Consider the following 9,084-nt stretch of genomic DNA (forward strand, 5'->3'; position numbering starts at 1 on the left):
CTTACCCTTTCAACGAGCCGATGAGCACCCCTTTTACGAAGAAGCGCTGGAGAAACGGATATACGATTAATAACGGCAAAGCGGACACAATCATCACCGCGTATTTCAGAATGTCCGATATTCTGGCTTGCTCCGCCAAGGTGTCCAACTGATCCCCGCTCATGAGCATAGCGGTATTCATCTCCTGTAGAATCAAGATTTCTCTTAGAATGAGTTGAAGCGGGAATAGCTCTCGATCGGATAAATACATCATCGCCGCAAAATATTGATTCCACAACCCCACCGCATGAAACAAGGACATGACGGCAATAATCGGACCGGCCAGCGGCAAGGCGATGCGAAAGAACACGCCGAACAGATGACAACCGTCTATTTCTGCAGCCTCTTGCAGCTCATGCGGGATGTTCATGGTGAAGAAGGTTCGGGTTACGATAATGGACCAAATCCCGATCGCATTAGGTAGAACAATCGACAACCAACTGTCCATCATCCCCAGATTTTTGATTAATAAATAGTTTGGGATGAGACCGCCGTTAAAAAACATGGTCACCAGCAGAAAGACCAGGATGACGCTTCGGCCTCTCATATCCTTGCGCGACAGGGCAAACGCACATGGAAGCAAAATCGCAAGATGGATAGCTGTGCCCAAGAGCGTATACAGGATCGTATTTCGGAATCCCATCCAAATTTCCGTGTTTTGGAGCACCCTAGCATAACCTTCGAACGTGATGCCTTTTGGCCAAAGCCACATTTGTCCCGAATTGACAGCCATTGGATCGCTGATCGATGCGCTTACAATATAGACCAACGGATACAAGACCACTCCCAGCATAAGCAACGTGAAGGCAAAATTGAAGGTTACAAACATTTTGTCTGACAAGCTCCGGTTCATTCGCTCACCTCTATAACAGGCTTGTGCTGCTGAATTTACGTGCGATCTGGTTGACAGTCAGCAGCAGGATCAGATTGATGACCGAATTAAACAGACCTACCGCACTCGAAAAGCTGTATTGCCCTTCCATGAGTCCGCTTCGATACACATACGTTTGAATGACGTCGGAGGCTTCCAGATTCAAGGAATTTTGCAGCAAGTAGACGCGTTCGAAGCCAATCGACATGAAGCTGCCGGTGTTGAGAATCAACAGGATAATAATGGTCGGCATAATGCCGGGGATATTGATGTGCCAGATGCGTTGAAGCCGGCTCGCCCCATCGACGGTCGCCGCCTCGTGTAGCTCGGGATTAATCCCGGTCAAGGCCGCCAAATAAATAATGGCCCCCCACCCTAGGTTCTGCCATTCGCCCGACAGCACGAAAATACTCTTAAACCATTCGGACTCGGTCATGAATGAAATCGCATCTCCGCCGAGCCAGCCCACGAATTTGTTCACAATGCCTGTAGACGGGCTTAAGAAAGCAATGATCATCCCGCTCATCACAACAACCGAGATAAAATGAGGCGCATACGTAACGGTTTGTACGGTTTTCTTATACCAGCCATTCGATAGTTCGTTCAAGGACAACGCCACTATGATCGATACCGGGAATAAAGCCAACTGATATAAACTGATGAGCAACGTATTGCGGATCAATCGACCGAAATAGATGGACTGAAAAAACCGCTCGAAATGGGCAAATCCTACCCAATCGCTCCCCCAGATCCCTTTAGTAACTACATAATTTTTGAATGCGATCTGAACGCCGTACATGGGAACATACTGAAACACAATAAAATAAACAATCGCCGGCATTACCAAAATGTACAATGGCCAAGTCCGACTCCATCGTGATGCATGTATCTTCTTCACCCCCTTCTTGTTGTGGCGCCCGTTCTTCACCCGAAGTATATACAGCCCGAGCCATACGCGTAAATATACCGTTCTTTTGCGAATGTTCCGTTGGTTACATGCCGGTTTCGGGGATGTTCCGGAGATCAAGTACACTGTCGAAAGAGTCCTGTTGGTGCGTAGAGAGGGCAGGCAGAGGGGCTCCGGTCGCTGTTGTAATCCTGGCCCTTGATGGAATAGGAGTAGTGGTTAGGCCACGATTACAAAGGCGAACGCTTCGCTCCTCCACTCCCTCTGCCCGCCCTCTTCTGTTCTGCTTTTGTTCTTGGCGTTACTTTTGAGGAGTCTCTCAACTCCTGCTCGGACACAGTTGACCTTACCTTGATTTGCCACATGTTCGCACATTCTCCCGCACAATAACAAACTCAACCCCCGCTAATGCCTGCAACAAGTTTGCTATTAACTAACTTTCGTTTGTTATGCGGCCGTCCGCCGATTTTCCCCGAAATATAGCAAACTTTTGTTTGGTATTAGCCAACTTTCGATCTACTCCCCCTTTAGCACCAACCTTCCATAGCAATAAAAAAAGCCGAGCATGCTATGCAGCCCGACTCCTTTCCGAATTGCCGTATGCGGTTGGTCACCCTTCCTGACTCTTGCGATACAGCTTGCGATACTCGCCGGGCGTAATGCCTTCTTGCTTGCGGAATTTCTCGATGTATTTCGATACGCCGATGTACCCGACAAGTCCCACAATTTCCTTGACCGGCAAATCCGTCTCGACCAGCAATCTTTTCGCCTCCTCATGCCTCAGCTGTTGCACGTAATCGGTGAACGTCATCCCGGTTTGTTCTTTAATAAATCGGCTGAGATACGAGGAAGATAATCGGAAGTGTACCGCAAGCTGCTCCAGCGAAAAGTCAAGGGATTGATAGCGCGACTGAATCAGCGCAATGACTTCATTCTGCAATCGCGTATTATTGCTCTCGCGCTTCTGGACAACGTGGTCGCAAATATCCTCTACAAGCTGGCCAAGCAGTACTTCAAGCTCCGATAGGGATGTGAACTCCGCGATGTCGCGAATTTTATCCGTGCTGTCTACGATCCGCATCTCTCGCATTAACTTAAATACCGAATTGATGAGATCGGAGCAGATCAGCCGCAGCATCAACAACGATTGTCCCCGATGTGCAATGCTCTCCATAATCATACGCAACGTTTCCGCCGCTACCCCGGCATCTCCTTGCTTTAAGCTTTGGATAAATCGAATTTGATCCTCAATCGGATACCAGATATCATCGTAATTCCCGTCTTGGATATCTTCGAAGAAAATCACGCCTCCGCTTCCTTCGCGAATACGGTATTCCATCGCCCCGGATGCCTCGATAAACGACCGATTGATCAGCTTGGGCTGAGCGTATACTTGTCCTACGGAAACCGTTAGCCGCGCCTCGATGCGACTGGCCACTCGCTGCTGCAATTCCATGGCAATCTTATTCCGCATTCGCTTCGTATCTTCATACTCTTGTTCCAGAGCAACAAGGAGCACCATCTCGGTCTCCCAGTCCTGCTTCGCCCCATAGGCTTCGCCGCCATCGAATACGAAGTGATTCAATGTACGCGAAACTTCTTCCTTGTGCTCGGCGGACAGCAAGCCGCTAGGCCCATTTTCCAAATCGACGATCAAGACAAAGTAGCAGTTCCCCTGTAAATGCAAGTGATGTGTGGAGATGCCTTCTTCCACCTGCTCATCGCTGAGCTTGCCTTGCAGCCATTGATGCAGAAACTTTTCTTTCATGATCTCCTTCTGCAAGTCTACCCGTTCGATCAGCTCCAAATTGCTGCGATATGTAGTGTGCAGCGTATTCCCGATATAGTCCAGCTCGTTTCCAGTCTGTTGCTCTGAGGGCCTCGGCAGGATGTTAAGCGCATTCTGAAACAGTCGGCCGATCGGCTGATATTGTCGTCTTGAAATGACCAGAGTCCCTAGTACACCAACACAAATGAGGATCGCTAATACAAAAAAAACAATAATTTTCATGCTAATCACGCGCGAGAGGAATTGCTCCGTCGGCATCAGCGTAACGAACGACCATCCGGTACGTTCCGAGTCGACAAAGGCGAGCGAATAGCTCTTGCTGTTCCAATCTATTTGTCGGATCCCCGGCGTCCAGTTCTCTTGCCATACTTTCGACAACATTGATTCCGTAATAGGTAAGCCGCTGTTCTCATACGCCATTACCCGTTTGCTCTCATCCAGTACGAAGATGCTTCCGCGAAGATCGCCAAGCAAATTCCGGATCTGATTCGTCAAGCTTTCCCCATTCAGCAGCAGGACGACTTTGCCATAATGAATAAAGCTATTCTGCGGAATGGGGGATACATAGGCGATTAGATCCGAATTCCGGCCTTTGACCTTCAAATTGACCGCCTGGATGAACTCGGAGTCTAGCAAAATATCCGACTGTTCCAGCCACATGGCTATATCCCGATCGGGGAAACGATAGAACTCATTCGCCAGCGTATCAATGGACATCGTCCCAAGTGTGGAGTACAGCTCCTCATTCCCGTAATAATACAAGAGGATATCTTCAAGATGGGGATTGTAGGATCGATACCGTGCCAATTCACGAACCGATTCAAGCTGGGCATACCCGTTTCTGCCAACCATAAAGGGCGTTAATTCGGGATCCATGGACAAATGTGTAGTTAAGGTATTCATCTCTTGCATGAGCTTGTCGATTTCATCGCGTACAAGCTCAAGCTGGCGAATATTGGTTCGTTCGATTTCATGTTGAAGACTAATAACGGCGTTATAATAAACCATACCGCCTAGAATCAGAAAGGGAATCGTAAAAATGAAAAAATAAGACAGCCAAATTTTTTGTTTTAGACTTAGGGATCTTCTCATCCACCTCTGACCGCCTTCCTTGTAGCTCTTCACAATCCCGCTCGATGATTCTCACACATTATATACTGGCTCCGATCAATCGCACAATTCCAAGTCATGTATCGAAACTAACAAAAAAATAACCCGACCTATTCAGTCGGGTGGTATTGCGAATCCGATCAAGGCACAAGCTTGAGCGAGTTGCCGGAGTAGATTTTGTTCAGCACGTCAGATGGCAGCTCGAGCGAGTTCAGAAACTGCTGGAGGTGGTTGTCGTACTGGTCGCGGCCGTACAGGATGCGATCCTGGAACTCCAGCAGAAATTCCTTCGTGAAGCCGACATCCCGCTTGAGCGCGTTCAGCCCGGAGTACGCCGACAGATCGCAGTATAGATTCGGATACTGGCGCATCATCTCCACCACTTTACCGCCGGGGAGCACTTCGCCTCTCGGATAGTCCGAGGACTTGTAGCCTTCATCCTTGGAGATATGCGACCAGAAGCCGGGGCCATGGCCGAGGAAGCTCGTATCCGCACATTGCGCAATGGCGCGTTCGAACGCATCAATGCCGCCTCCGTACCAATACCCAGGCCGGTTCGGGAATCTTCCGTCGCTGCCGGCACCGTAATTGACTTCCACAATGACGGGCAGCCCTCTCTTGCCGCATACTTGGAACAGCGCAATGGCGTCCCAATTATCGTACATCATCCGCAGCATGATTTCTCCGCATACCCGGACATTGTAAAGCTCGATGGCGGCTTCCAGCTTATCGATGGCGTGAGGGTGCCGCGGGTCAGGGGCGTAAGCGAGCACGAATTTGTCCGGTGCTTGCTTGAAGCTCTCCAGGCAGCTGGCGAACGGAATCGGGCCGTCCTTATTGCCTCTCGTGATCCTGTGATAGGCCGGCGAATACTCGTGCTCCGGCGTTTCCAGCGTCAGAAGCCATGTACGGTCGATGTTGTTCTCGGCCATGTCCGCCAAAATTTTTTCCGTGGAATACCCTAAATAATTGGGGTGGTTGTGACTGTCGATAATCATTCAGGGACCGCCTCCAATCTTCACTTAGTGGCCGGCAGGCATTTTGTCGGGCCAATTCGCTACGCATATATACTCGAGATCTTCGTCGTTTTGACTTGAAGGATTTTCGCTATTTTCTTGGAATGTATTTATAAAACAAATTCGGTTGTAAGGAGGAGCTAGCCATGCCCACTAACGTCTCGATGCCTCTTCAGACGAATAAGGATCGGCTTCGAATCGAGGTTCAAATAGGTACGATTCGCTTCGACCTTATGATTCATGCCGATACCGTACTCTCCGCTCCTTCCGAGAAACATAACCACTCCGCCTATGAGGTTCATTATTTCGTCTCCGGCAGCGGGACCTTGTACGTCGATTCGGAAGAACTGACCGTCTCAGCAGGCTCCATCCTTCTGATCGGACCGGGGGTCTATCATTCCTTCCGCGTCCAGGCGGACGATCCGGTCAGTCGATTTTTCATTCGGTTCACATTTACCCAGACGGACGAATCGAAATCGAGGGAGCAGCAGCAGGAAGACCGCCAAATCGTCGGCATTCTCTCCCAAGTGACGCATATGCTTTACACCGATCCTGCCTTCGACGAGACGGTTCGCCTTATCAAGAGCATCTATCGCGAGTTGGACACACAGCTGACGGGCTACTATGCACAAATTCAGACCTTATTCGTTCAACTGCTCATCCGCCTCATTCGCTCTCTGTCCCTCCGTCGCTCGGATTTCACAATACCTGTGCGCATAAGCGACGAGATGAGGACGCTCATGATCGATCATTTTTTCGACCGGTATCGGGAGCACTTGACGATCGACGATTTAGCCCGGCAGCTTCATCTCAGCCGAAGGCAAACGAATCGCATCCTCCTTCAGTATTACCAAATGTCATTTAAGCAAAAGCAGCGCAACACTCGGATTCAAGTCGCGATGGAGCTGCTGCTGACGAACGAGCTCACCCTCGAACAGATCGCGGAGCGGGTCGGGTATCCGTCGGTGTTTCCGTTTTGCAAGGCTTTCAAGCAAACGACTTCGGAGACGCCGACGAAATATCGGAGCCGGATGGAGCAAGGTTAGCGGTAGTTTGTCGTGAGATTTGTATGAATAAAATGGCTGGAGTCCAGGACTGGGTTGTGGTTGGATTGGGGTTGGCGTTGGGTGGAGTTGTAGCGAAGCAATAACAAAAAAGCCTGCTTATGCTGTATTGGGCCGCAGGCTTTTCACAATTCACAGCTTTAGTTTTGCTTTAATTTGTTTGATCGTGAGTCCTTCTTCCTCTTTCATTACCCGAATTTCCTCAAGTCGCTTTAAGGCTAGTTCCCGCGGGTATCTTCTTGTCAGTCTTGTATCCTCTTGCTCGAAGGAGATCATGTCCTCTTCCGTGTAATACTTGATGGTGCTGTATCGAACTCCAGAAAGCTCAACCAACTCACTGATACTCACATAATCAGACGCTAATACTTTGTCTAAGCTTCGTTTTCTCCCCATATTGTTCTCCTCTATATCGCTGTATCACATGAGACTATATTCCCGAATCAAGATTTTGGAGTGCTAAGTCAACCGTTCTAATTTTTTTATAAATATCCTCTTTACGCAAAATCTCTAGTTTTTGCTTCAACGTTTTTTGTTCGTAATCGGAAAAATAATCATTTAGCATATTTTTAACGTTTAACAATACCACTAGGGCTACTGTATGCGCTTCTACATTCCCCTGCTCTAATAGCTCCGCTCGAATTTTCTCTACGATATGATTCCGAGTATTAGCTACATCCGTATATTTTTTAACGGGTACTACAAATAGAACTTCCGTATTTTCGATCTCAAGAACCCCTTTATCGACAAGGCTTTCTACAACCATTTTGTAAATGTCTCTTTGATTATAGTAAAAGTAAGATACCCATTGCTTAAGCTTCTTTGGATTCTCGGCTGCGATAATATCGAGCAGTCTGTCCAAGTACATTACACCGGTGGGTGCAGAGTTCGAAATTCTGACCGTTTCATCGTCTTCTATTGTAACGTTGCCATTCATGGATAGCTCCACTATACAAGCCATAACCGTATACACGGCCACATGCATTCGGAAAATGGATTTCAGTTTGTTGGTTTCGCGATCTAAAGCAAGCAAAACAAATTCTTGGGGAATGGATAAGTTTTTCAACATAATGTGATCACCCTCTCGAATATTAACTTACTACTTATTACTTACTACTTACTACTTACTACTTACTACTTACTACTTACAATATAGTACAAACTACAAAAAGTCAAAAGGGATTTATAATCGGATAGGAGGCTACCCATTAGTTGGATAGCCGACCTTCCACACCACCGTACGTACCGTTCGGTATACGGCGGTTCCTAAGTTTACACTCGAACAGATTTGAAATACGTTGAGAAGGTTGTATACCCCGCCTGCTCTAGTCGAGCATCGGTTACAGACGTGCTCAAGATTGGGCTTTTGGCTGTTCGCCAATAGCCTTTTCTTGTACACGCGAACTTGAAGGCCGTGTTGTGGTCTTTTCCGAGTTTACGCAGCATGGTATATCGGGTACGTACTCGTTTCCAGCGTTTCCAGATGTACATGCGTATTCTTCGTCTTAGCCATTGATCGGTTGCCTTAAGCAAGTTCTTCATATCCGCGAGTTTGAAGTAATTCAACCATCCCGTTATGTATTGTTTCAGCTTTAATTTCAGATCCTCATATCCAAGCCCATTGCTTCTTGCCGTGAGCTCTTTTATTCTGGCTTTCATTTTGCTGATGCTCTTGGCGTGGACACGTAATTTCATTCCGTCTTTTGACGGATAGAATCCGTATCCCAGAAATTTGATCTTTCCGATGTAGGCCACCACCGTCTTCTCTCGGTTCACCCGAAGTCGCAGTTTTCCTTCGATAAATGGCAGAATGTGTTCCAGCATCCGCTCCGCTGACCGTTTCGTTCGCGCAAACAGAAGCATATCGTCCGCATATCTGACGAACTTGATTCCTCTGCGCTCCAGTTCGCGGTCCAACTCGTTCAGCATGATGTTACTACATAGGGGACTAATATTGCCGCCCTGTACAAGTCCCCGCTCTGTCTCCTCCAATTTCCCCTTGTTGATCGCGCCTGCCGCCAGGTATTTGTGGATCAGCGATACGACTCTGCCATCTTGTATCGTTCTGGACAGCAATTCGATCATCTTCGACTGATTGACGGTGTCGAAGAATTTCTCCAAATCCATGTCTACCACATAGGTGTATCCTTCGTTTGCGTAGGTCTTACATTTCCTTAAGGCATCGTGCGCGCTTCTCTTGGGTCTGAATCCATAGCTGGTTTCCGCAAATTGGGGGTCAAAGATGGGTTGTAACACCTGTGCCACGGCTTGTTGTAGCATTCTGTCCACTG

Annotated in this window: 8 protein-coding genes; 1 reads left to right on the forward strand and 7 read right to left on the reverse strand. The window is 48.1% G+C overall.

Going from position 1 to position 9,084, the window contains the following annotated elements:
* Position 1: 1 nt before the first annotated feature.
* The 4 genes from PKO02S_RS14080 to PKO02S_RS14095 form a co-directional block, all read right to left on the reverse strand.
* Positions 2-892 (reverse strand): carbohydrate ABC transporter permease, encoded by an 891-nt coding sequence (locus PKO02S_RS14080; protein WP_127583818.1) that lies wholly within the window; start codon positions 890-892, stop codon positions 2-4.
* Between the two features lie 10 nt (positions 893-902).
* Complete coding sequence (locus PKO02S_RS14085) at positions 903-1,751, reverse strand: ABC transporter permease (RefSeq protein ID WP_127583834.1); 849 nt, start codon at positions 1,749-1,751, stop codon at positions 903-905.
* Positions 1,752-2,427: 676 nt separating this feature from the next.
* Positions 2,428-4,698: a helix-turn-helix domain-containing protein gene (locus PKO02S_RS14090; RefSeq protein ID WP_127583820.1), complete on the reverse strand. Its 2,271-nt coding sequence runs from the start codon at positions 4,696-4,698 to the stop codon at positions 2,428-2,430.
* Between the two features lie 158 nt (positions 4,699-4,856).
* A complete protein-coding gene (locus tag PKO02S_RS14095) occupies positions 4,857-5,714 on the reverse strand; it encodes an amidohydrolase family protein (protein WP_127583822.1) in 858 nt (285 codons plus the stop codon).
* A gap of 164 nt (positions 5,715-5,878) precedes the next feature.
* On the opposite strand from PKO02S_RS14095, the gene PKO02S_RS14100 reads away from it, so the two are divergent.
* Entirely contained in the window at positions 5,879-6,778 is a 900-nt protein-coding gene (locus PKO02S_RS14100) for an AraC family transcriptional regulator (protein WP_127583824.1), read from the forward strand.
* Positions 6,779-6,928: 150 nt separating this feature from the next.
* On the opposite strand, the gene PKO02S_RS14105 is transcribed toward PKO02S_RS14100, so the two are convergent.
* The 3 genes from PKO02S_RS14105 to ltrA all read right to left on the reverse strand — a co-directional run.
* Positions 6,929-7,189 carry a MerR family transcriptional regulator gene (locus PKO02S_RS14105; RefSeq protein WP_127583826.1) on the reverse strand — a complete coding sequence of 87 codons (261 nt, stop codon included), beginning with the start codon at positions 7,187-7,189 and terminating at the stop codon, positions 6,929-6,931.
* A 34-nt stretch (positions 7,190-7,223) separates the two neighbouring features.
* Entirely contained in the window at positions 7,224-7,862 is a 639-nt protein-coding gene (locus PKO02S_RS14110) for a GOLPH3/VPS74 family protein (protein ID WP_127583828.1), read from the reverse strand.
* A 203-nt stretch (positions 7,863-8,065) separates the two neighbouring features.
* On the reverse strand, positions 8,066-9,084 hold a 1,019-nt coding region (gene ltrA, locus PKO02S_RS14115), incomplete at its 5' end, for a group II intron reverse transcriptase/maturase (protein WP_127583830.1).

The organism is Paenibacillus koleovorans NBRC 103111 (assembly GCF_004000845.1).
GTDB classification, from domain to species: Bacteria; Bacillota; Bacilli; order Paenibacillales; family NBRC-103111; genus Paenibacillus_AA; species Paenibacillus_AA koleovorans.

Coding starts and splice junctions, on each gene's coding strand:
- PKO02S_RS14100 (WP_127583824.1), top strand. CDS start 5,879: ATGCCCACTAACGTCTCGATGCCTCTTCAGACGAATAAGGATCGGCTT.
- PKO02S_RS14085 (WP_127583834.1), bottom strand. CDS start 1,751: ATGCCGGCGATTGTTTATTTTATTGTGTTTCAGTATGTTCCCATGTAC.
- PKO02S_RS14090 (WP_127583820.1), bottom strand. CDS start 4,698: ATGAGAAGATCCCTAAGTCTAAAACAAAAAATTTGGCTGTCTTATTTT.
- PKO02S_RS14080 (WP_127583818.1), bottom strand. CDS start 892: ATGAACCGGAGCTTGTCAGACAAAATGTTTGTAACCTTCAATTTTGCC.
- PKO02S_RS14095 (WP_127583822.1), bottom strand. CDS start 5,714: ATGATTATCGACAGTCACAACCACCCCAATTATTTAGGGTATTCCACG.
- PKO02S_RS14110 (WP_127583828.1), bottom strand. CDS start 7,862: ATGTTGAAAAACTTATCCATTCCCCAAGAATTTGTTTTGCTTGCTTTA.
- PKO02S_RS14105 (WP_127583826.1), bottom strand. CDS start 7,189: ATGGGGAGAAAACGAAGCTTAGACAAAGTATTAGCGTCTGATTATGTG.